This is a genomic window from Delftia sp. WSY_22 (genome assembly GCF_043104185.1).
GTDB classification, from domain to species: domain Bacteria; phylum Pseudomonadota; class Gammaproteobacteria; order Burkholderiales; family Burkholderiaceae_C; genus Comamonas; species Comamonas tsuruhatensis.
The window spans coordinates 1-22,298 of sequence record NZ_JBICKN010000015.1 but is presented as its reverse complement, the minus strand read 5'-3'; the positions used below and the strand labels follow the sequence as shown (position 1 = coordinate 22,298).

Annotated in this window: 19 protein-coding genes; 11 read left to right on the top strand and 8 right to left on the bottom strand. The window is 65.6% G+C overall.

The features are described from left to right. Window positions 1–144: 144 nt before the first annotated feature. The 8 genes from ACF8NF_RS08605 to ACF8NF_RS08570 all read left to right on the top strand — a co-directional run bounded on the left by ACF8NF_RS08605 (window position 145) and on the right by ACF8NF_RS08570 (window position 9,263). Window positions 145–1,461, top strand: coding sequence for a nucleobase:cation symporter-2 family protein (locus tag ACF8NF_RS08605; RefSeq protein WP_013804016.1), 1,317 nt, complete (start codon window positions 145–147; stop codon window positions 1,459–1,461). Window positions 1,462–1,492: 31 nt separating this feature from the next. Further along, entirely contained in the window at window positions 1,493–1,861 is a 369-nt protein-coding gene (gene arsC, locus ACF8NF_RS08600; protein WP_016447918.1) for an arsenate reductase (glutaredoxin), read from the top strand. A gap of 95 nt (window positions 1,862–1,956) precedes the next feature. Further along, on the top strand, window positions 1,957–3,492 hold the full coding sequence (locus tag ACF8NF_RS08595; protein ID WP_392450454.1) for a Do family serine endopeptidase: 1,536 nt from the start codon (window positions 1,957–1,959) through the stop codon (window positions 3,490–3,492). Window positions 3,493–3,803: 311 nt separating this feature from the next. After that, on the top strand, window positions 3,804–5,303 hold the full coding sequence (locus ACF8NF_RS08590; protein ID WP_017405434.1) for an ATP-binding cassette domain-containing protein: 1,500 nt from the start codon (window positions 3,804–3,806) through the stop codon (window positions 5,301–5,303). A 35-nt stretch (window positions 5,304–5,338) separates the two neighbouring features. Then, window positions 5,339–5,743: a hypothetical protein gene (locus tag ACF8NF_RS08585; protein ID WP_012203525.1), complete on the top strand. Its 405-nt coding sequence runs from the start codon at window positions 5,339–5,341 to the stop codon at window positions 5,741–5,743. Between the two features lie 197 nt (window positions 5,744–5,940). Further along, entirely contained in the window at window positions 5,941–6,615 is a 675-nt protein-coding gene (locus ACF8NF_RS08580) for a response regulator transcription factor (protein WP_017405435.1), read from the top strand. Next, window positions 6,612–8,063 (top strand): ATP-binding protein, encoded by a 1,452-nt coding sequence (locus ACF8NF_RS08575; protein WP_017405436.1) that lies wholly within the window; start codon window positions 6,612–6,614, stop codon window positions 8,061–8,063. The genes ACF8NF_RS08580 and ACF8NF_RS08575 overlap by 4 nt, the downstream gene beginning before the upstream one ends. Before the next feature lie 168 nt (window positions 8,064–8,231). After that, complete coding sequence (locus ACF8NF_RS08570; RefSeq protein WP_016453209.1) at window positions 8,232–9,263, top strand: sensor domain-containing diguanylate cyclase; 1,032 nt, start codon at window positions 8,232–8,234, stop codon at window positions 9,261–9,263. Window positions 9,264–9,345: 82 nt separating this feature from the next. Here the strand turns inward: ACF8NF_RS08570 and ACF8NF_RS08565 are convergent, their stop codons facing one another. Then, on the bottom strand, window positions 9,346–10,953 hold the full coding sequence (locus tag ACF8NF_RS08565; RefSeq protein WP_016447912.1) for a methyl-accepting chemotaxis protein: 1,608 nt from the start codon (window positions 10,951–10,953) through the stop codon (window positions 9,346–9,348). 442 nt (window positions 10,954–11,395) lie between these two features. On the opposite strand from ACF8NF_RS08565, the gene ACF8NF_RS08560 reads away from it, so the two are divergent. Then, entirely contained in the window at window positions 11,396–11,929 is a 534-nt protein-coding gene (locus ACF8NF_RS08560; protein ID WP_047217496.1) for a DUF2939 domain-containing protein, read from the top strand. A gap of 32 nt (window positions 11,930–11,961) precedes the next feature. Here ACF8NF_RS08560 and ACF8NF_RS08555 read toward each other — a convergent pair whose 3' ends face one another. The 3 genes from ACF8NF_RS08555 to ACF8NF_RS08545 all read right to left on the bottom strand — a co-directional run bounded on the left by ACF8NF_RS08555 (window position 11,962) and on the right by ACF8NF_RS08545 (window position 13,281). Then, complete coding sequence (locus ACF8NF_RS08555) at window positions 11,962–12,186, bottom strand: hypothetical protein (RefSeq protein ID WP_026062392.1); 225 nt, start codon at window positions 12,184–12,186, stop codon at window positions 11,962–11,964. 23 nt (window positions 12,187–12,209) lie between these two features. After that, a complete protein-coding gene (gene yfcF, locus ACF8NF_RS08550; protein ID WP_392450453.1) occupies window positions 12,210–12,833 on the bottom strand; it encodes a glutathione transferase in 624 nt (207 codons plus the stop codon). Between the two features lie 109 nt (window positions 12,834–12,942). After that, window positions 12,943–13,281 carry a hypothetical protein gene (locus tag ACF8NF_RS08545; RefSeq protein WP_017405441.1) on the bottom strand — a complete coding sequence of 113 codons (339 nt, stop codon included), beginning with the start codon at window positions 13,279–13,281 and terminating at the stop codon, window positions 12,943–12,945. Between the two features lie 813 nt (window positions 13,282–14,094). On the opposite strand from ACF8NF_RS08545, the gene ACF8NF_RS08540 reads away from it, so the two are divergent. Continuing rightward, a complete protein-coding gene (locus ACF8NF_RS08540) occupies window positions 14,095–15,432 on the top strand; it encodes a methyl-accepting chemotaxis protein (RefSeq protein ID WP_392450452.1) in 1,338 nt (445 codons plus the stop codon). A 12-nt stretch (window positions 15,433–15,444) separates the two neighbouring features. Here the strand turns inward: ACF8NF_RS08540 and ACF8NF_RS08535 are convergent, their stop codons facing one another. Then, the gene (locus ACF8NF_RS08535; protein WP_392450450.1) at window positions 15,445–16,113 is read right to left on the bottom strand and encodes a hypothetical protein; all 669 of its coding nucleotides are present in this window, start codon (window positions 16,111–16,113) and stop codon (window positions 15,445–15,447) included. 120 nt (window positions 16,114–16,233) lie between these two features. Between ACF8NF_RS08535 and ACF8NF_RS08530 the strand changes: the two genes are divergently transcribed. After that, window positions 16,234–16,791 (top strand): helix-turn-helix domain-containing protein, encoded by a 558-nt coding sequence (locus ACF8NF_RS08530; protein ID WP_012203537.1) that lies wholly within the window; start codon window positions 16,234–16,236, stop codon window positions 16,789–16,791. A gap of 19 nt (window positions 16,792–16,810) precedes the next feature. Here ACF8NF_RS08530 and ACF8NF_RS08525 read toward each other — a convergent pair whose 3' ends face one another. From ACF8NF_RS08525 to ACF8NF_RS08515, 3 genes are all read right to left on the bottom strand, one after another. Further along, window positions 16,811–17,569: a DUF2182 domain-containing protein gene (locus tag ACF8NF_RS08525; RefSeq protein ID WP_016447904.1), complete on the bottom strand. Its 759-nt coding sequence runs from the start codon at window positions 17,567–17,569 to the stop codon at window positions 16,811–16,813. Between the two features lie 9 nt (window positions 17,570–17,578). Further along, a complete protein-coding gene (locus tag ACF8NF_RS08520; RefSeq protein WP_392450448.1) occupies window positions 17,579–19,120 on the bottom strand; it encodes a tyrosinase family protein in 1,542 nt (513 codons plus the stop codon). Between the two features lie 284 nt (window positions 19,121–19,404). Continuing rightward, window positions 19,405–21,474: an IPTL-CTERM sorting domain-containing protein gene (locus ACF8NF_RS08515; RefSeq protein ID WP_392450447.1), complete on the bottom strand. Its 2,070-nt coding sequence runs from the start codon at window positions 21,472–21,474 to the stop codon at window positions 19,405–19,407. Between the last annotated feature and the right edge of the window lie 824 nt (window positions 21,475–22,298).

Here is a 22,298-nt window from a genome sequence, read left to right as displayed (position 1 = left end):
GCGCCATTTCCCCGAAGCATCTCCAGGAGGCTCGAAGACCCGGACAGCACTTTCAGGACCCCACCCTTTTCCGGCACCACTGCCCCGACATACATACAAGCGCCTCTGAAGAGGCCAACGGCCAGGACACAAGGAGACAAGACAATGGAACAACTGCTTTACAAGGTGGAAGACCGTCCGCCAATGCTCATCACCACGGTGCTTCTGTCGCTGCAGCACCTGCTGGCGGCGCTGGGCGGCATCATCGCCGTGCCCCTGGTCTTCGGCGGGGCGCTCAAGCTGCCGGCCGACCAGATCGTGGCGCTGGTGAATGCAGCGCTGCTGGGCTCGGGCGTGGTCACCATCGTCCAGTGCAGGGGGGTGGGGCCCGTGGGCATACGGCTGCCCTGCGTCATGGGCACAAGCTTCGCCTTCGTGGGCGCGGGCATCAGCGTGGGGCTGGAGCATGGCGTGGCCGGTATCCTGGGCTCCTCGCTGGTAGGGTCGCTGGTGATGATCGTGGGCAGCTACTTCATGCCCGTGATCCGCCGCTTCTTTCCGCACACCGTGACCAGCGTGGTCGTGACCATGATCGGCCTGTCGCTGACCCCCGTCGCCGTGGACTGGGCTGCGGGCGGCGTGGGCCGCAGCGACTACGGCGCGATCGGCCACCTGGCCATCGCCGGCTTCGTGCTGGTGCTGGTGATCGGCTTCGTGCAGTGGGGCAGGGGCATCGTCTCTGCCTCGGCCGTGGTGCTGGGCATCGCCTGCGGCTATGTGCTGTGCCTGGCGCTGGGCCTGATCGACTTCACCCAGGTGAGCGAGGCCGCGGTCTTCGCCATCCCGCAGCCGCTGACCTTCGGCATGACGTTCCCGGTGGCCGGCATCGTCGCCATGTCCATCGCTTTTCTGGTGACCATCGTCGAGACCACGGGCACCTTCATGGCCCTGGGCGCGGCCACGCAGACGCGCATCGACGGCAAGCGCCTGTCCAGCGGCATGCTGTGCGACGGCGTGGGCTCGGCCTTCGCGGCCGTGATGTCCAGCCCTCCGCTGTCCACCTTCGCCCAGAACGTGGGCGTGGTCTCGCTGACCGGCGTGGCCAGCCGCCACGTGGTCATGCTGACGGGCGTCATGCTGCTGCTGGCAGGCCTCTTTCCTGTGCTGGGCGCACTGGTGGTGACGATTCCGCAGCCCGTGCTCGGCGGCGCGGGGCTGATGATGTTTGCCATGATCATTTCTGCCGGCATCCGCATGCTCAGCGGCGCCGAGCACTCGCGGCGTGCCAGCCTGATCATCGCGGTCTCGCTGGGCTGCGGCCTGGCGGTCACGGTGCGCCCGGACCTGCTGGCCCGCATGCCTGCCTTCGTGCGCGAAGTCTTCGGCTCGGGCATTACCGTCGGCGCCCTGGTCGCGGTGGGGCTGAACCTGCTGCTGCCCGGCCGCGAGGTCGATGCCCATCCCGAGGAAGCCGTGGCCTGAGACGCATTTTCATGGGCCTACACTGCGGCCCATGAACACCACCGCCCCCCGCACCGACATCACCATCTACCACAACAACCGCTGCAGCAACTCGCGCGGCGCGCTGGCCCTGCTGCGCGACAACGGCATAGAGCCGACCATCGTCGACTACATCGCCCAGCCCCTGGACGCTGAGCAACTGCAGGCCCTGGTCCGGCAGCTGGGCATGCCCGTGCGCGAGCTGCTGCGCAGCAAGGAAGCCGTCTTCGCCGAGCTGGGCCTGGGCGATGCATTGGCCAGCGATGCGCAGTTGCTCGCCGCCGTGGCCGAGCACCCGGTGCTGCTCAACCGCCCCATCGTCGTCACACCCAAGGGCGCGGCGCTGTGCCGCCCGCCGGAGAAGGTGCTGGCGCTGATCTGAGATGCACGGCGAGGCTTCTAAGCCTCGCCTAAGTCTGCCCCTTCAGACTTCTCACCAACGCAGCAAGGAACGCTGCTTTTGAGGAAAGGTCTGCCATGAACAAGATTCTGTCGACTCCCCGCCGTCTGGTGCTGGCCCTGGTGGCCGCAGGTGCCATCGGCGCCCTGGGCGCCACAGGCGCCGGTCTGGTTGGTGTGGTGCATGGCGATGCGCGTGCCGCCACGTCGCTGTTTGCGCCTGCAGCACAGCCTGCTTCTCCCGCCGGCGCCGTGGCGGCGCCCAACTTTGCCGACATCACGGCGCGCAATGGCGCGGCCGTGGTCAACATCAGCGTGGTCGGCAGCTCGCGTGCCATGGGCGAGGACGGCGACGAGGCCGCAGCGCGCCAGGGGCAGCAGGGCGTGCCGGGCATGGACCCCAACGATCCGTTCTTTGAATTCTTCCGCCGCTTCGGCGTGCCCGGCATGCCGGGCATGGGCCAGGGCCAGCCCCAGCGCGATGTGCCCACGCGCGGCGAAGGCTCGGGCTTCATCGTCTCCAGCGACGGCCTGATCCTGACCAACGCCCACGTGGTGCGCGGCGCCAAGGAAGTGACCGTCAAGCTGACCGACCGGCGCGAGTTCAGCGCCAAGGTGCTGGGCGCCGATCCCAAGACCGACGTGGCCGTGCTGCGCATTGAGGCGAAGAACCTGCCCACGGTGTCGCTGGGCAAGACGGCCGATCTGCGCGTGGGCGACTGGGTGCTGGCCATCGGCTCGCCCTTCGGCTTCGAGAGCAGCGTGACGGCCGGTGTGGTCAGCGCCAAGGGCCGCACCCTGCCGGACGACAGCTTCGTGCCTTTCCTGCAGACCGACGTGGCCATCAACCCCGGCAACTCGGGCGGCCCGCTGTTCAATGCGCGCGGCGAGGTGGTGGGCATCAACAGCCAGATCTACTCGCGTTCGGGCGGCTACCAGGGCGTGTCCTTCGCCATTCCCATCGAGGTGGCCACGCGCGTGCAGCAGCAGATCGTGGCCACGGGCAAGGTGCAGCATGCGCGGCTGGGCGTGGCCGTGCAGGAGGTGAACCAGGCCTTTGCCGATTCCTTCAAGCTCGACCGTCCCGAAGGCGCCCTGGTGTCCAGCGTGGACAAGAACGGCCCTGCCGCCAAGGCGGGACTGGAGCCCGGCGACGTGGTGCGCAAGATCGATGGCCAGCCCATCGTGGGCTCGGGCGATCTGCCGGCCTTTGTGGGCCAGGCGCTGCCGGGCCAGAAGGTCACGCTGGAGATATGGCGCAACGGCGAGGCCCGCACGCTCAGCGCCGTGCTGGGCGATGCCAGCGACAAGGCCGCCAAGGTGGCCAAGGACAAGCCCGACGCCGGCAAGGGCAAGCTGGGCCTGGCCCTGCGCCCGCTGCAGCCCGAGGAAAAGCAGCAGATCGGCGTGAAGGACGGCCTGGTCGTTGCCGACGCCGCAGGCCCGGCGGCCGAGGCCGGCATCACGCAGGGCGATGTGCTGCTGTCCATCAATGGCTCGCCTGCCGGAGATATCGAGGCCGTGCGCGCCGCCATGGCCAAGGCCGGCAAGACCGTGGCCGTGCTGATTTGGCGCGATGGCAACAGGATATTTGTTCCCGTACGTCTCGGGTAAGCGAAAGGAGGTAAGGGACTGAAAAGCACCTGCACACTGAATTGATCGCACAGCCCCGGCACGAATGTGCCGGGGCTTATTGCATGGGGAATTCAACCGGCCAGTGGCTGGCGATTCCTGCATTCGTGCGGCAATGTGATGGTTGTATTCTGTGAATTCGCGTCCTTTTGCGTTAGCGGTGTTTCAAATTGTGACGATTTGAGATAGAGCGAATACGCTTAGACTGCCGGCCCATCCAGGCGGGCGTGCACCGTTCTGGTTTCAGGAAGAAGCGCCCGCAAGGGCCCATGGCAAAACAGGAAGGGCATGCTTTGAAGCAGGACTACAGCTTGCAGGCGGCGGGTTTGGGCGCATCGTTCGGCGCGCGCGTCATCCTGGCTGAGGTGGACTTCACGCTGCCCACCCACGGCATCACGGCCCTGCTGGGCCCCAGCGGCTCGGGCAAGTCCACGCTGCTGCGCACGCTGGCCGATCTCAATGCCGCCAATCCGCGCTTTCGTCGCTGGGGCAGCGTGCGCTACGCGGGCCAGGAATGGACCGGCGCCATGCAGGCGCCGCGCCTGGTGCAGCAGCAGGCCCGGCTGATGATGGCCAGCACCTTCGACGCCATCGTCGAGCTGGCCCGGCCCCGCCTCAAGCTCGTGCCGCATGCGCTGCGCGACTGGTGCCGCGCGCAGGTGCAGGCCTTCGGCTTTCCCGAGCTTGCGCTGATGTTCGACCAGCCGGCGCTGCAGCTGTCCCCCGTGCAGCAGCGTGCCGTGGCCATCCTGCGCGAGGCGCTGGCCGAGCCGGCCCTGCTGATGGTGGACGAGCCCACGGCAGAGCTTGAGGGCTACGAGGCCTTCGTGCTGCTGGAGCTGCTGCGCCAGGTGGCCCAGCGCACGGCCGTGCTGATGAGCACGCACCACCAGCAGCACGCACAGGCCGTGGCGCAGGACATGCTGCTGCTGGCCGGCGGCCGCATCGCCGAGGCGCAATCCATGGAAGCCTTCCAGCGTGCGCCGCTGTCGCTGGCGGGCCAGCAGTTCCTGCGCACCGGCAGCTGTGCCGTGGCCTCGCCCGATGCGCGGGCCGAAGACCTGGAGGAGGGCGTGCCCCTGCCTCCTCCGCTGCCTGCAGCGGCCGTGGCCGCGATCTCCGAATTCCTGTCGGACGCAGTGGCCGCCGAGCCTGCATCCGAGCCCATGCCTGCACCTGAGCCCGTACCCGTGCCTGCGCCGGTACCCGCACCCGCACCGACACCCGCTGCCGCTGCAGCAGCCCGGCCGCGCGCCGTCAATCCCTCCGTGCTGGTGGACTGGCAGCCGCTGGTGGCCGACCCGCAGGCCGTGCCGGCCAGCCGTGGCCCCAGCGGCTTTGCCTGGCTGGTGCCGGGCCGGTTGGCGGGCGCGCCGCAACCGGGCGTGGTGCAGTCCATGGACTTCGACCTGAAGGCCCTGCGCGGCTGCGGCGTCACCGTGCTGATCACGCTGACCGAAAACGACCTGCCGCAGGAGCCGCTGCAGCGCCATGGCCTGCGCAACCTGCACCTGCCGGTGCGGGACCACGAATCACCGTCGGTGGCCCAGATCCAGATGCTGCTGGCGCGCATGTCGGCCATGCTGCGCGCGGGCGAGGTGCTGGCCGTGCACTGCCTGGCCGGCCTGGGCCGCACGGGCACGGTGCTGGCCGCATGGCTGGTGCGCGAGGGCCTCACCGCCGACGAGGCGCTGCGCCGCGTGCGCCTCATCGATGCCCAGTACGTGCAGTCCCAGGCCCAGGAGGACCTGCTGTATGCGTACGAAGTGGCACTGCTGCTGAAGATGGGCTGACCGATCACATCCATTCACAAAAAAGGAAAGCTGCAATGAGCCTGGATAACGTTTTGAGCGAGGTGGCCGGTTCGGTGCCCGAATGTCTGGCCATCGGCTATGTGGATGCCGCCTCCGGCATGCTGCTGGCCATCCGCACGGTGGACTCGCATCCGCGCGAAGTCATCGATCTCGTGGCCGCTGCCACGGCCGACCTGTTCAACGGCCCCAACGTCTCGATGATCGAGAGCCTGTTTAAGAAGTCGCGCGGCCTCAAGGACGACGGCCACCACTACTTCCAGGAACTCATCGTCAACAGCGACAACCTCATCCACGTCTTCCTGCGCGGCAAGCTCATGCCCGACTACGTGGCCGTCTTCGTCTGCCGGCGCACGGCCAACCTGGGCATGGCGCTGACCAAGGCCCGCATGGCCATGCCGAAGATTGAAGCGGCGGTGTGATCGCCGCTCACCCCCTGAGTCGCTGCGCGCCTTCCCCCTCTCTAATCGCTTCGCGAAGGAGGGGGACGACAGCCTCGCGGCGGGGCGGCGCGGCCGGCTTAGGCCCTTGCTCGCTGTCCCCGACGTTTGAGCGCGCCAGTTTCGGGCGGCATGTGCCTCAGAACTGAGCCAGCCGTCCAGGGAGCTATTCTTCTGCCATGCGCTTACTGCTTGTCGAAGATGACGCCATGATCGGCGAGGCCGTGCAGACCCTGCTGCGCGGCGAGGGCCATGCGGTGGACTGGGTCCGTGACGGCCTGCAGGCCGATGCGGCCCTGTGCCCCGGCCCGGGTGGCGGCCATGGCTATGACATGGTGCTGCTGGACCTGGGCCTGCCGGGGCAGGACGGTTTGCAGGTGCTGCGCCGCCTGCGCGGGCGCCGCGACCGCACGCCGGTGCTGGTGGCCACGGCGCGCGATGCCGTGCGCGACCGCATTGCCGGGCTGGATGCGGGGGCCGACGACTACGTGGTCAAACCCTATGACCTGGACGAGCTGCTCGCGCGGCTGCGTGCGCTGGCGCGCCGGGCGTCGGGCGCAATGGATCCGCTGTACGAGCGCGAAGGCGTGCGGCTCAATCCCGCCACGCGCGAGGCCAGTGTCGAGGGGCGCGACGTGGTGCTCTCCGGCCGCGAATGGGCGGTGCTGGAGACGCTGCTGGCGCGCCCGGGCAGCACGCTGTCGCGCCAGCAGATCGAGGACAAGCTATACGGCTGGGGCGACGAGGTTAGCAGCAACGCCATCGAGGTCTACATCCACGGCCTGCGCAAGAAGCTGGGCGCGGGGCTGATCCTCAATGTGCGCGGCGTGGGCTACATGGTGCCCAAGCCATGACGGCGCCGGCTTCCTCTGTCATCGCCCGGCTGCGCGGCCGCCTGCCCGGCGCACTGGGCACGCGGCTGCTCCTGTTCCTGGGGGCGGCCATCGTGCTCACCGCGCTGCTGCAGGGCCTGCTGGCCTACCGCAACGCGCTGCTGCAGACCGACACCCTGTTCGACTACCAGATGCAGCAGACCGCCTTCGCGCTGCGCGCCGGCCTGCCGGTGGATGCGCGCGGCAGGCCCCAGGGCACGCCGCCCGAGGATGAGAACCACGAATTCATCGTCCAGGTCTGGACCAACGAGGGCCTGCGCATTTTCGAGTCCGCGCTGGGTGCGGCATTGCCGCAGATGGCCGTGCTGGGCTTTGCCGATGTGCCCGCGCGCGGCACCGTCTACCGCGTGTTCTCGCTGCAGACGCGCTCGCAGGTGATCCAGGTGGCGCAGGACATGCGCGTGCGCCGCACGCTGGCGCGCGATGCCGCCTGGCAAAGCCTGCTGCCCATCGCCTTGCTGGCGCCCGTGCTGGCGCTGGCCGTGTGGTGGGTGGTGCGCAGTTCGCTGGCGCCCGTGCAGCGCGTGCGCCGCGAGCTGGCCGCGCGCCGCCCGCAGGACCTGGCCCCCGTGCCGGCCGAGGGCCTGCCCGACGAGGTGCGGCCCCTGGTGGCCGAGCTCAACGCGCTGCTGCAGCGCGTGGGCCAGGCCTTCGAGGCGCAGCAGCACTTCGTGGCGGACGCCGCGCACGAGCTGCGCTCTCCGCTGGCCGCGCTCAAGCTGCAACTGGTGGCCTTGCAGCGCGCGCCCGATGCGGCCGCGCATGACGAGGCCGTGCAGCGTCTTTCGGCCGGCATAGACCGGGCCACACGGCTCGTCGAACAATTGTTGACATTGGCGCGGCAGGAAGCCCAAGGCACGGTACAAGGCACGGCCCCAGGCCCGCAAGGCATGCAGGGGCAGCACGGCGCTGCCACGGCCGCACCTGCGGACGTGGACCTGCGCGAGGTGGTGGAGCAGGCCCTGGCGGACCAGGCCGTGGCGGCCCAGCAGCACGGCCTGGACATGGGCCTGAGCGAGTCCCCGCATCTGCGGCAGTCCTTTGCCGTGGCGGGCGACGCACAGGCTTTGCAGATGCTGGTGCGCAACCTGCTGGACAACGCCATCAAGTACGTGCCGCAAGGCGGCCGCGTCGATGTCGGCTGGCGCAGCGATGCCCAGGGCCGCGCGCTGGTGGTCGAGGACTCGGGCCCCGGCATTGCCGAAAGCGAGCGCGAACTGGTGCTGCGGCGCTTTGTGCGCGGGCCTTCAGCGGCTTCTGCGGGCCAGCAGGCGCAGGGCAGCGGACTGGGCCTGGCCATCGTGCAGACCATTGCCCAGCGGCATGGAGCACGCCTGCTGCTCGACCGCTCGCCCACGCTGGGCGGCCTGCGCGTGCAGGTGATATGGCCGCCTGTGTCGGCCTGCTGACAGCGGCGCGTGGCGCGCAGGCTTGTCGGCCTGCAGCGCGGCCGGGATGCTTCCCGCCTGCGTCTGGCCGGGTCACAATCCCCAAATTGGTGCCGGCCCGCCTGCCTTCCCATTCCCTCATCAGGCGCGCGGGCAGTCTGCTTCCGTCGTCATTTCGAGAGGTATTTCATGGAGTCCCTTGTCCAGCGCCTGTCCCAGTCCGTGACCCAGGCGCATTCTCTGGAAGAGTTGACGCGGCCCCTGCTGCAAATGCTCGAAGAGAGTACGCATCTGGAGTCCACCTATCTCACCACCATCAACGAAGAACAGGGCCAGCAGCGCGTGCTGTACGCGCGCAACGCGAGCGAGATGCAGATTCCCGAAGGCCTGGTCGTCCCCTGGGGCGACACGCTGTGCAAGCGCGCCCTGGACGAAGGCCGCATGTACACGCCCGATGTCGGTGCCTGCTGGGGCGACTCCGAGGCCGCGCGTGAACTGGGCATTCGCACCTACGCCAGCGCCCCGGTACGCTTTTCCGACGGCCAGCTCTACGGCACGCTGTGCGCGGCCAGCAAGACCTCCCAGGCGTTGAGCACCGAGGCCCAGGGCCTGCTGCGCCTGTTCGCCAACCTCATCGCCGAGCGCGTGGAGCGCGAGCAGCTCATCACCAGCCTGAGCAAGGCCAACCAGGAGCTGGCGGCACTGGCCTTGCTGGACCCGCTGACCGGCCTGCCCAACCGGCGCTGCCTCACCGACGAGCTGGGCCGGCTCATTGCACGCTGCGCACGCAGCCAGGAATGCGTGGTGGTGGGCTTCATCGACCTGGACCGCTTCAAGAACGTGAACGACGAGCACGGCCACGAGGCCGGCGACGCACTGCTGCGCGCCATGGGAGAGCGCCTGTCCTCCCATCTGCGCAGCGCCGACATGCTGGCGCGCTTCGGCGGTGACGAGTTCGTGTTCATCGGCGTGGGCCCGCTGTTCGGCAGCGAGGCCGACGCCGTATCGCGCGACCTGCAGCAGCGCCTGTCGGAGGCCTCGGTCATGAAGGTCGAGCTGCCCGATGGCAAGACGCTGGACTACGGCGGCGCCAGCGTGGGCGTGGTCTGCCTGCGGCCGGACTCCATTGACGCCGACGACGCGCTGCAAAAGGCCGATGCGGCCATGTACCGCGTCAAGATGGCACGCAGCCGCGGCGCCAGGGGCACCGCGCTGCATTGAGCTGGCCCGGCGGCCAGGGCCTGTTGCCGCCTTGCTTGGCCTGTCTGGCTGCTTCTCGCGCGCGCTGTTTATTCTTTCCGTCTCAGCCTGCTGCCAGCATGGGCTGCCTGCGCTGCAGCTCCACGGCGGCATGCTGATGGCCGCTTGCCGCCTCCAGCTTGAAGGCGCCCACCGTGCGCACCAGGTCGCCGGCCTGGCCGCGCAGGCTGGAGGCCGCGGCGGCCATCTCCTCCACCAGCGCCGAGTTCTGCTGGGTGGCCTGGTCCATCTGCGTGACCGCCTGGCCGATCTGGGCCACGCCCGAGCTTTGCTCGGAACTGGCGGCGCTGATCTCGCCCATCAGATCCGTCACGCGGCGTATGGCGTCCACCACCTCGGCCATGGTCGTGCCGGCCTGGTCGGCCAGCGCGCTGCCGTTGTGCACGCGGCTGGTGCTGTCGGTGATGAGCTGCTTGATCTGCTTGGCGGCCTCGGCGCTGCGGCTGGCCAGGCCGCGCACCTCGGTGGCCACCACGGCAAAGCCCCGGCCCTGTTCGCCGGCGCGTGCCGCTTCCACGGCCGCGTTCAACGCCAGGATGTTGGTCTGGAAGGCAATGCCATCGATCACGTTGATGATGTCGGCGATCTGCCGGCTCGATTCGCTGATGCCGCGCATGGTATCGACCACCTGCCGCACGACTTCGCCGCCCTGCTCGGCCACGGTGGAGGCGCCCAGGGCCAGCTGGTTGGCCATCTGCGCGTTGTCGGCGTTCTGGCGCACGGTGGAGCTGAGCTGCTCCATGGAGGCTGCCGTCTGCTGCAGCGCGCTGGCCTGGCTTTCGGTGCGCGAGGACAGGTCCTGGTTGGCCTGCGCGATCTGCCCGCTGGCCGCCGCCACGCTGACCGATCCCTGGTGCACCTGGCGCACCACGCCGCGCAGCCCCTCCTGCATGGTCTGCAGCGCGCGCAGCAGCATGGACACCTCGTCCTTGCCGCGCACATCGATGTGCCGCGTCAGGTCTCCCGCCGCCACGGCATCGGCCGTATGGATGGCCTGTCGCAGCGACCGCGCCATGTTGCGGATGATGGACCAGCCCAGCAGCACTCCCAGCAGCACGCCCCCGATGATGGAGCCCACGGCCACCGCAAAAATCACCTGGTACAGCGATTGCGCGGCCTCGTATTCCTCCTTGGCGACGCGGGTCTGCAGCGCGGTCAGCTGCACGATCACATCACGCAGCGGCGCGTACAGCGCCTCGTCCTTGTCGATCAGCAGCTGCCGGGCCAGCTCCAGGTCACCGGACAGCAGTGCCTGCTGGGCCGGCTTCAGAAAGCCCTGCAGGAACAGCGCGCGCACGGCCTCGAAGCGGTCGGCCAGCTGCGCCTCTTCCTCGGTCATCCGGGTCTGGCGGAACGAGGCCCAGGCCTTGTTCACGTCGTTGATGTTGGTCTGTATCTCCTGCTGCTTTTGCTGCGTGTATTCGGGCAGGTGCACGGCAATGGCGCCCGAGACCGCATTGCGGTTGCGCAGCAGCAGGCGCTGCACTTCCAGCAGATCGCCCAGTGCGACCAGGCGCTCTTCATAGACCACCTTGAATCGGCGGTTGGACTCGCTGATTCCATAAAGTCCGAAAGCGCCGATCACGATCATGAGCAGTGAGAGAAAACCAATCAAGGCGGTCAGGCGAGTCGATAACTTGAAATTATTCATACTGCGTCCTTTGCATGCATTGCGGATGGTTGGTGGGTACTCGCGTTGTCAGGCCGCCCCGTGATGGCTCACATCTCTCGCAAAAAGAACTCGGTCGTGAAAATGAGATTTCATTCACGGTAAATGCCCGGTCTGCACAAAGGCTCACAGGCACCCGGAAACGGCGATGCTGGCTTGCCGATGGCCTGCGTGGCCAATGGCGATCCATGTTGTATTGGTTTGTAAACTATTTGTTACAAACTATAGTATGAATCGGATGGAGCAGGCAATACCAGCTTTTCAGGTATTCGCCCTGGCCTGATAGTGGTTCTCTGCACATTGCTGCGGCAGGAAGAGACGGCCTGTGCCCGGGGCCGTCCCTGGCCGGCGCCGCGCGCCGGACGGGCCCGCCTAGAATCCGCGTTTGCGCGTGGCCGCTGGCACGCTTTCACGAAAGAGATCCATGAAACCCAAAACACTGGCCGGTGCGCTGGCCGCCCTCTGCGTGGCTGCGGCCGGCCTGCTCTATGCATCGCCCTATATCGCCCTGCACCAGATCGGCAAGGCCGTGGAGCGTCGCGACGCCCAGGCCCTGTCCGGCTACGTGGACTTCCCTGCGCTGCGCGAAAGCATCAAGGGCCAGATGATGGCCAGGCTGCAGTCCCAGATGGGCGGCTCGGGCGACAGCGCCTCCAACCCCCTGGCCGGCTTTGGCCAGCAACTGGCCCAGGGCCTGGTCAGCCAGTTCACCGAGGCGCTGGTCTCGCCCGACGGCGTCATGCTCATGCTGGAAAAAGGCAAGCCCGGCAAACCTACGGACGTGGCCGCCGCAGGCGTGGGCGTGGACACCCAGGGCGGGCCGCCGCGCAAGGACTACTCCGTGGAGTACCAGGGCTGGTCCAAGGTCTTCGTGCACCCGCGCGGCGAGCCGGGCGGCTTTATCTTCAGGCGCGAAGGCCTGATGGGGTGGAAGCTGGTGGCCGTGAAGATGGATTGAGGGGCGCGGGCAGGCGCCAGCACCCTGGCGCCTCAGCCTTGATGCAGCACCTTCATCACATGGCGCTTGCCCAGCCGCAGCGCACGGGCATCGGCCTCCTGCCGCGTGTCGCAGCCCTGGTCTTCGGTGACTGCTCCCAGGGCCTTGCCGCTGGCCACCTCCAGCAGCGTGGCGCGCGGCAGCCAGGCGCCGGGCGTGACATCACTGGGCAGTGATGCTGGCGTGATCCGCACGCCCATGTAGAGAAGACTGTCCATGGCTTGCCAATATCCCGGGGGGCTCAGCCTGCCAGCGGCGGGCGCGGCAGGGCCAGCCACTGCTGGATGGCGGGGTGCTGCCACTGCCGGCGCGCATAGGCGGCCAGCAGCGCAGGCACGGCGTCGCCGTTGAGCACCAGGCGGTTGAGCATCAGCGCCAGGTCCACATCGGCAATCGACCACGGGCCGGCGATGTGGTCGTCCTCCGAGCGGATGAAGGCTCCGGCCACCGAAAACAGCTTGCGCGCCGCCGCCTGGCCCGCATCCGACAGCGGCGTGGGCGTGGGGCGGTAGAACACCACCTCGGTGCTGCGCTCCGAGCGCAAGGCCATCAGATCGCTGCGCAGCCAGGCCTGGACCTGGCGCACACGGGCGCGCGCCTGCGCATCCTGGGGGTAGAGCGGTGCGCCGCCAAAGCGGTCCTGCAGGTACTCGCAAATCGCCGAAGACTCCGACAGGCTGAAATCGCCGTCCACCAGCGTGGGCACCCGTGCCGTGAGCGATGCCGCCACATAGTCCGCCCCGGTGTTCTGTCCCGCCGAAAGGTCCAGCGTGCGCAGCTCGAAGTCAATCCCCTTGACCTTCAGCGACACGAACACGGACAGGGCATAGGGAGAGGTGAATTGCGAATCGGCGTACAGCAGCATGAGGGCCTTCCAGGGAAACTGCATGGGGATGGGGGCACCGATGGTAGCCGAGTGGGCAGCCGGATGGCCGGGCCGGCCATGCCTCGGCCCAAACCCCGCAGTCCCAGGATCACACCTTCAGCGACCGCTCGATATCCGTCAGCTTGTAGCGGGCCAAGGCGAGGTTGCCACGGGCCTTGTCCAGCACCAGGTAGAGAAACAGCCCGGGGCTGTTGGGGATGAGGCGGATCAAATGGTATTGGTCGCCCAGGGTGATCAGAATATCTTCAATGCCCTTGCGCAGTCCCAGCGACTCCATGGTCTTGAGCTTGGCCCGCACCACCTGGGTATTGCCTGCCGCAGCAAGCTCCAGATCCACGCCGCTGCCGGCCTGGGCCAGGCACATCCCGCTTTGATGGTCCACAAGGGCCGCCGCCATGGCGCCTTCGATGGAAATAATGGATTGCATGGATTGGGACAGATTGCTTGACATTGAAACTTCTCTTTTTCTGGAATCGGTGTTGTCACCGGATGAAAATCGGGCTGAGAGCTTTTGCAGCTCTTCGATCAGAACAAACCAAAGTGTTTCTGAACTGCTGTCGGGTAATCGGTAAAGCTGAATGGATTCATGGTGCGGCATCCGCATTTGCTTGAGCGCTATTTCTTCCATGATGGCGCTTGGCATCATAAAAATGCGTACGCAACGCACGGCCTCATTCAATGCTCTCTGAAACAATTCCCTGGCCTGATGCACGGCGCCGGGTCCGATCAGTAGTACCAGGGCGCCCGGCGCCGAGGGCTCGCACAGCGGCTCATCCCTCCCCGGAGGTCCGCCCCAGTCGATGACAGGGGCGCTTTCCGAGTCCGCCAGCCTCACGGCAACCCGCGGCTTGCCGGGGGCGTAGGCCACGCCCAGCTTGGCCAGGGCGCGGCCGCCCAGGCTGGAAGTCAAATCGATCACCCGAACGCCACAAGACATTTTTCAAGCACACAAGACAGAGGACACCGCCAGGCGACGGAATGCTGCGAACTCTATATCAATTAGTTACATGTGTTTCTTGCTGCTTGAAAGACTTGGGTGGAAAAAGGGAATTGGATGCCTTGAGAAAATGCAAACAATTGTGAATTGAAGGGCAATTTTTTTAATTCTGTAGGCATTTTCTGACAGAAAGTGCACGTCAATGCGAAGAGTGCAGAAAATAGCAAACAGATACAATCGTTGCCAGACCAGCCCATTGTCGGGCGCCAATCACCCATTCAGCGCTGAATAACAAGGGCTTCCATGCGCGGCATCCGCTCCATCCTGTCCAGGCTCGGCCTGCGTTCCGATTCCCCAAGCTCCCAACTGAAGGCCTTGTACAGCACCCAGGCCGTCCTCGAGCTCGATCCCCAGGGCCACATCCTCTTCGCCAACGCGCAGTTTCTGGACCTCATGGGCTATGAGCTGGACGAGCTGCGCGGGCAGCACCACCGCATCTTCCTGGATCCGGCGGATGCGCAGGCCAGGGACTATCGGGACTTCTGGGCACGGCTTGCGCGCGGGCAGGCCTTTGTGGGCCGGTGCCGGCGCATCGACCACCAGGGACGTGAGGTCTGGCTGCAGGCCAACTACAGCCCCGTGCTCGACAGCCGTGGACAGGTGCTGCGGGTCGTCAAGTACGCCATGGATATCTCGGCCGAAGTGCTGCGCGATGCCGAAGCCAGCAGCCAGCTGGCGGCGGTAGGCAGGGCCCAGGCCGTGATCGAGTTCGGTCTGGACGGCAGCATCCTGCGCTGCAACCGCAATTTTCTGCAGGCCATGGGCTATGCATCCGAAGACGAGCTGGTCGGCCGGCACCACAGCATATTCGTGGCCCCGCAGGAGCGCAGCTCGGCCGAGTACGCGGCCTTCTGGGCGCACCTGTCGCAGGGCAAGCACTACCGGGGCCAGTTCCGGCGCTTAGGGCGCCTGGGCAACGATGTCTGGATCGAGGCCAACTACAGCCCCGTGCTCAACCAGGCCGGCCAGCCCTTCAAGGTGGTGAAGTACGCCACCGACATCACGCAGCGCTACGAGGCCACGCGCCTGGTGCAATCGGCTTTCGAGCAACTGCAGCAATTGGTGCGCGACAGCGCTGCCCAGGCGCATGACGCGCATGCCCAGGCGCGGGACGTGACGCGCATTGCCCAGCGCGGCGACGTGGCCCTGGACAGCGCGGTCGACGCCATGTCCAGCATCTCCAGCAACTCCCGTCGCATCGGCGAGATGGTGGGCCTGATCGATGGCATTGCCTTCCAGACCAATCTGCTGGCGCTCAACGCCGCCGTCGAAGCCGCGCGTGCGGGCGAGCAGGGGCGCGGGTTCGGTGTCGTGGCCGGCGAAGTGCGCAGCCTGGCCCAGCGCTGCGCCGAGGCGGCCAGGGAGGTCAAATCCGTCATCGGCGCGTCTGCGGCCAGCGTGCAGCTGGGCTTCGAGCGTGTGAATGAATCCGGCGACATGATGAAGCAGATGCGCGCGGCTGCCGTGAATGCCAGCGACATCATGGACACCATCATCCAGGCCTCGCAGGCGCAGGACACGCGCCTGGGCGAGGTGCGCGAAGCCGTGCTGAGGCTGGAGAACGTCGTCGTCCAGAGCTGAGCCGCGCCCCGCTCATCCCAGGCGGCCCATGCCGCCTTCAAAGATATGGCGCACGTCGCGCAGGACCGGCGCGCCCCAGCCATCACGGTGCTCGCCATGCAGGGCGGCGGCCACGAAAACGATCTCCGTCAGCTGCGCAATGCGCGCCGCCATGCCGTGCGCCACGACATGGGTCTCCGTGTCCTGGCGATGGCCCATCTGCATCAGCGCCTGTGCCAGCTGCTGGGCCTCGTAGTTGGCCTGGCGGGCCAGCTCGCGCCACTGTGCGGGCGCGGGATCGGCAACGCTCTCCGCCTGCAGCCTGGCCAGCGTGTCACGGGGAAAAACGATGTGGTCCGCCGGCGTTTCAGAGATCTGTGAGAGCGCCAGCGCCGCCTCGGCCAGCAGGCCGGAGCGCGGGGCGGATTCCGCATGGCCGGGCACCAGGCGCGCCGCGTTGATGCAGGCCGCCACGTCAAAGGCCATGTTCTGCGGGTCCTGCAGGTCCTGCGATGAGTCGGCCTGCGCGGCACTGCGGGCCACACCGCTGGCAATGCGCAGCAGGCGGTCGGATTCGACGCCGTGCCGGTGGTCTTCGGCGGTCATCGCGGCCTGCCGGAGCGCTTCAGCCGCCTGCTGAAACAGCGCGCGGTACGCCGCAGCGAGCTTCTTGCGCGACGGTTTGGCGGCGGAGTGCTTCATGGACCTCCTTCGTGCAACGTACAGGCGCGCAAAGGAGCCGCCTGAGGGGTCAGGTAGTATTTGGAGTCAAGGTCTACAAGGTACATCGCTATTGCACGGAAATCCGTGGTAGTTAACAAGATGAATGCAGAAATCCGTGTAATTTTTGGTGAACGCCTTCGTCAGGAGCGCGAGCGTCTCGGCCTGTCTCAAGCGGACATGGCCAAGCTGGGCGGCACCAAAATGCGCACTTATCAGGACTGGGAGCGTGACGTGGCAACCGTCAGCGCCGAGTTTCTTGCACGGATTTCTGCGCATGGCCTGGACATTTCCTTTGTGCTGACCGGCCTCCGCTCGTTTGACCCGAACGCCATCCAGCACGAGCGCCCCGAACCCACCCTTGCCGCCCGCCTGCAACAGGAACGCCAGCGCCTGAACCTCAGCGAAGCCGAACTCGCCCGCAAGGCCGGCCAAGCCAAACAGGTCCTGCAGCAATTTGAGTCCGGCGCCCTCGTCCCCGACGCCACGGCACTGCAGCAATTGCACCTTGCCGGCGTCGATATCGGCTACGTGCTGCTGTCCCTGCGCTCCCATGCGCCCGACGCCGATGTACAGGCACTGCTGGCGCATTACGGCAAGGCGACGGACGCTGGGCGTGCGCTGGTGCGAGGGGTGGCGGAGCTGGCCGGGCGGGGGTGAGGCTCACCCTCCACAAGGTTCAGTGTCTTGTCGCCCGGCCCAGCGACGTGCGCGGCTTGCCGTGCAGAAGGCGCCGCAGGACATAGGGCAGGCGCCAGGCGGGCCGCAGCGATGGGCCTGTGCGCTCCACAAAGAGTAAAACCGCTGCAACAGCCATGGCCGGCAGGTGCCAGGCCGCGGGAAAGGCGAAGGGCGCCAGCATCCACGGCCAGCATGCCGTGGCGCATGCCACGCCGGTTCGCAGTCCGTGCTGCAGGCTGTCCCGGTTGGCCGTGGGGCCGCTGGCGGCCACGGGGTACAGCCTGTGGCAGGCATTGTGGGCGCGCGTTCCTGCGGGCGATGAACTCCACAGGACCGCCACGGCAATGCAGGCAAGAATGAGCGCGGGATGCGCGGCTGCATGCAAGAGGGCGGCAAGCGGCACCATGACCAGGCCGGCTGCCATCCACACCAGCGCATAGCCCGCAAGCAGCAGGCCCGCCGCCAGCAGGCGCCGGCGGGCCACGCTCGATCGCATGGCGTGGCGCACCTGCCGCAGTGCCAGCAGCGGCATCATGGCCAGGACCATGGCCAGCCATGCCACACCGAGGATGCCGAGCGTGTGCCCGTCCAGCACCAGCGGCGACAGGTCGGCCAGCGTGACCGAGGACAGCGAGCCGCACAGCGACAGGCCGGGCGTGGCAGGCGGGCTGATGGCCAGGCTGATGAAGCCTGCCCCCGACACGGCCATCAGTGCTGGCGCGGGAGCGGTCCGCAGGTCTCTCAGCAGCGCGTCCATACGCGGGCCTTAGCGGGTGGCGTCCTGTGCGACCACGCTCACGCGGTCCACGGTGATTTCGCGCCCGGGGTCGGCTTCGGGCTGTTCGATGGCCACGTTCAACTGGTCCAGACTGCCGCCTGCGTCCAGGATGGCCTGCGTGGCATCGGTGATGTCGATGGTGGCACCCAGTCCGTTGCCTCCATGCGGTCCGTCGCTGGCCGAGGCCTTGGCCAATCCGAACAGGGCGACGGTGTCTGCATGCCGTGCCGCCGCCCCGGGCGAGCCGATGGAGACCGTCAGCACGCCGCTGGGCGCATTGCCGCGAATGCCTTCCAGGTGAAGAAAGTAGCGCTGTGGCCGCGGCAGCGCGGCGCCTGCCTGCAGCAACTCGACCTTTGCGGCACCGGGGTCCGCGATCGATACGGTGGTCAGCCGCGGCGTGCGGCCCACGATGACCCGCTCCGCATTGGAGCCCAGTACACGCGGCGCGGGCGGCGGGACCGTCGAGAATTCTGCGGGCATGTCGATCTCCTGCGGTGTAAGGCCTGCCGTGCTGGCCGTGAGCGTGGTGGCGCCCGTGCCGCTGGTCAGATTGTCATAGTCAGGGGCCAGCGCACCGCCAGGCAGGGTTTCACCCGGATCATAGGAGGCCAGCTTTCCTTCGGTGTCCGGCATGACGAAGCCGCGGCCGGCAGGTCCGTTGCTCCAGGCGGCGCTGTTGTCCTGGATGTTGCCGGGCTGGGTCAGCCAGGCGGCCCAAAGCCGGTCCACATTGCAATGGTGCACCCAGAAAATCGGGTCCAGGGCGGCATAGTCGGGGTCTGACATGAATCCATAGGGCTCCTGCAGTCCGCCGACCATGATGTGAACCAGATTGTGCGGATTGGATTCAATGGCGCCAGTGTCGCTGCCGTCATGGGAAAAGGCGGTGATGCCACCGCCGTATTCCAAGGTGCCGGGAGCGCTGGTGAAGCGGTGGTAGTCCTGGCAACCCAGCGTGATATCACGGGGAATGTCAGGCGTTGGTCCCAGGCGCTTTGACCCATTGCGCCTGGCCTTGGCCAGCAAATTGGGAGAACCATCCGGCAATTTCTCTTCCAGGAAAGCCTGGGGTATGTTGCGTGCGGCCTGATTGCTGGAATTCAGGTAGTTCCAATAGGGAAGCGCCCAGTCCGCAGGACCGCCAAGCTCCTTGACGGTCTTCGCCACAATGGCTTCGAATGCGGCGAGATAGCCGCGATGCCAGGGAAGAAAGTACCAGGTGCCATGCTGGCATTGGTCCCACATCTCCTCGGTTTCGGATGTGGGTGGCAAAGGGTCCTTGGCCGAAAGCACGCCGGCACTGATCCAGCCGCTCTTGTTGATGCCATGAATGGCGGCAAGATATCTCCAGCTGGTCCTGTCCGTAATGGGAAGAGAGTAAAGGTGCCCCACGGCCTTGGAATACCAGATCAGCGTTTCATTCCAGACAGTTCCACCTTGATTGACATCACGACGAATTCCAGTCATTGCGTTCTCCTCCATGAAAGTTGGAGACTGGAGTGTATGAAGGCGGATTTTATTTTGCAAGGAATTGTTTTTTTATTGTGTCGGGTAGGGCATTTCAATTGATATTGAGATCGCATTCACATTGCGATCATCTCAATGGGATTGAATTGAGGATTTCCAGTATTGACCCATGGTAGGCATTGAGTCAGCTGACGGTGACGATTTTTTGTGTTGGAGCCGGGTTCTGGGTTCTTGCCATGGAGCTATCAAGGAAATGCATTGAGGGACGGCAGAGAGCGGTAAGCCCGGTTGCTCGTTTCGCGGCCGGTGAAATGAAAAAAGCCACCCGAAGGTGGCTTTTGTTTTCAGCCCTGGCGGCGGCGCATTCTTGCGATGCCGAACATGGCCAGAAGGGACGACAGCGCGATGATGCCCCATTCAGACAGGGTGGGAATCGCCGCAGTGCTGGCGGGTGCTGCCAGCAGTGCAAAGCCTCCCGGATCCTGGATGGATTGGTTGGCTATGCCGTCGTTGTCGCCGAGCCCGCCGTCGGTCAGCGTCAACGTGGCGCTCAGCCGGTCCGATGCCAGCACAGCACGGTTGGCAGGCAGTTGGTACCAGTGTGGTTGAGCACATGCTGCGCCTTGGCAGTTGAAACCATCAGGGCTGGGGCCGTACTTCATGTATACCGCGCCTGCAGGCACCGGTGTGCTGAAGTTCAGGGTGACGGTTGCATCGCTGCCCAGGTTGCCGCTGCTGAGATTCAGCGAGAGCAGTCCAGAGGGGAAAGTCACGCCTTGCGGAGCGGTCGCGGGTGGCGTGGTGCTGAAGCTGGCGTTGCTCACCTGCCAACCGTTGGCTGTCTGCAGTGCGACCATTGCCTTGCTGCCTCCAGCGGTGGACCAGGGGGCTTCGCAGCTGTTGGCGCTGCCGCCGTTCAAGCCCTGGCACTGCCAGGTGTATTTGCCACTGGCGCTGGAGATCGCCGTAGCCGTGCCCGCGCTGCACAGGCCCGCTGCAGGGGCCAGTGCCGTGGCTTGGCCCGCCGCCGTGCCACAAGCGCCAGCGACTGGCACCTGTACATCAACGTTGTGCACGGTTCCTGTCGCGAAGCCCCCTGCAATGGGCTTGGCTGCTGCGGTGCTCTCGATGCCGGTGCCGCTGCTGTTGAGGTCCAGGCGCAGGCTGCCCGTGCCGCTGATGGCAGTGACGGGTACAGTCCATGTGATGCCGTTGTCGGCACTGGATGGCGTGCCCATCGTGCCGGTGGCGGTGCCTGTAGTGGTCAGCGCGAAATCGGTGCCATCCACTCCGTTGACCGCTTCGCTGAAGGTCACTGCGAAATTGATGCTTGTGGCGCTGGCTGATGGTGTGCCCTGCGGGGCAATCGATGCCACCGAGGGTCCACCCGGCGTGGCACTGGCGACGACGTTGCCGAGGAAGTCACCCCAGATCCAGAAAGAAGAGGCGCCGGCTGCGGCAGATATCGTCTTGGTTTCCGTATCGGTGGCGACATCAATGACATGGACTGTGCCATTCGATGTAATGGCATACAACGCCGCATCGTTTGCCGAGATACCAAGCCCTGTAATGGTAGATGCTGGACCGTTCAGTGTGATCGAGGTTTGCGTTGAGGTGTTAGCAGTGTCAACAATGTGGAGTACATTATTTCCTCCTCCGACATACAGCTTGCTGCCATTTTTGCGTACTGCGACTTTACTAGCGGCACCTTGAAGTCCAGTTATTGGTATCTGAGTAACCGAATTATCCGATAAGTTAAGCAGATAAACAATTGGGGCTGAATTGTTGGAAGCGTAAAGCTTTCCGCTGCCTGTGGGGTCATAAGCTAACCCATAACCATTAGTGGTGGTATTTGGGAGCGTGGACAACGTGTTAGTTGCTGTGTCCAGTTTTTGGATTACCCCAGAATCGCACCGTACGTAAAGCGATGCGCCATCAGCGCTTAGTGCAGAGGCGATGGTCTGGCATCCGGTGCTCAGGCTGTTCGTTATCTGTTTTGTGGTGGCGTCAATGACATGCAGCTTTTGACCGGAGTAGTCACTGACATAAGCTATTGCGCCATTTAAAGAAAAAGTTATGGCTACAGAGCCTCCAGTACCATTGATTACTGTCTTCAGTGTGTTGTTTGTCGTGTCAATGACGCCTAGTTTGTTGTTTGATAGATATTGCCCGAACCACGACTCATTGTTGGCGCCTGGTCGCAATGCAAGAGTGTAGATGTTATTATTTAACGTTGCGTCCATGCTTGCTGGACTTAATGTGGTGGAAAGTTCGCCAGTCGCGGTATTGATGACCGAAATTGTTCTGCTGCCTGAATTGGGAATGTAGGCGTAATCGGCGGCGCTTACGGCACAGGCAATGAGTGAGAGCGAAGCGGCGGCGAGGACGTGCTGCGAAGAACGGCGCTGAATCATGTGTGGACACCTTTGAGGAAAACCCCTGAAAGCTTGCAATGCACGCCTTGAGGATTGGGGAGGCTGGAAAGAAGACTTGCTTAGACCGGAGGTTTGGGCCTTGGTCTCATAGTGAGACTTTTGCTACAAATTAGAACAAAAAGAAACATTCTGAATCTGAGCAAGTCTGAGCAGATCGCGTTGCCAGGCGCGTCATCAGGGGGTGCTGGGGTAGGAGAGAGTTGCGGAACGCCACTACACATTAGCTTTTCCGCCACTGATCTTTAGTTTTTTCGGGGCGCGCCCGCGCTGGCCAGCGGCGAAGCGAGGCCTGCAGGAGCACACAGAACTTCCGGCGAAAGGCTGGCGCTGAATCACCATGCAGCCTTGCGGGCTGTGACCTAACGTCGCATCGAGGGCGCCCCTGGCCGTGGGGCTGAGCGCACCCAAAATCAGCCAGCCGTGCAGAGTGACTGCCCTAGATCAGGCGCGAACGAGACCGAAGCCTCGGCTGGTGACCTCTGTGGAGTCGAAGGGAGGGAAGCTTCGCCTTCGTGGCACGATGGCGGGCCAGCCCTAAAGGGGAGCTTGACCAGGTCGGGCGCGGATGAGGAGCGAAGCCTCTGGCGATGACCTGTGCGGGGTGGTTTCGAGTACTCGGCCGACCTGCCTCACTGGCGCGATGAGGGGTGAGCATCGTTTGGATGGCTCAAATCGAGCCTGAGTGACGCGCCCCGGGGACTTCGCGGCCACCATGCCGCCCGCTACAGGGAGGCTTATGCGAGACACCAGGGGCGCTTAGCGCTCCGTAGAAAGGCTTGCCCTCGCACAAGGACAGTTGTCGG